Here is a 507-nt window from a genome sequence, read left to right as displayed (position 1 = left end):
TAATGTGGCGGCACCAAATGGCTTTGGCCACGGCTTACCTGAATGAAGAATCCATGTACGGCGTTGTAGCCAACTTTCAGCGTATCGATGCCATGACGCTCGCGTTCGTCCGCTTCGAGCTTTTCTAGATACTCGGTTGCACCATCAGCGAGCTTGCGCCACTCATCCAATTCTTCGTTATAGCCTTCTGCAATCACACCACCATCGCGGATCACTACCGGCGGGTTTTCTTTGATAGCACGTTCAAGAAGCTCACATACCTCATCTATTGGCGCAGCATACTGAGCCAACTTCACTAGGTATGGATGAGTTAAGGATGCAGTGAGCGATTCTAGTTCAGGAAGTTGCTGCATGGCATGGCGTAGGCGAGCCATATCACGTGGACGAGCAGAACGTAGAGCAAGACGCGCTAAGATACGTTCAATATCGCCAATCTGTTTTAAAGTTGGCTGAAGATCGGTAAATAAGCCTTGATCTTTAATTTCACCAATCGCATCCAGGCGATTG

Annotated in this window: 1 pseudogene; it reads right to left on the bottom strand. The window is 48.9% G+C overall.

From position 1 onward, the window contains the following. Positions 1 to 507: pseudogene (locus tag R7044_RS28355) on the bottom strand (DNA mismatch repair protein MutS); the annotation flags it as partial.

It is taken from the genome of Vibrio sp. 1402 (genome assembly GCF_033340275.1).
The sequence above is the reverse complement of the archived record's forward strand: the minus strand, read 5'-3'. Positions and strand labels throughout refer to the sequence as shown.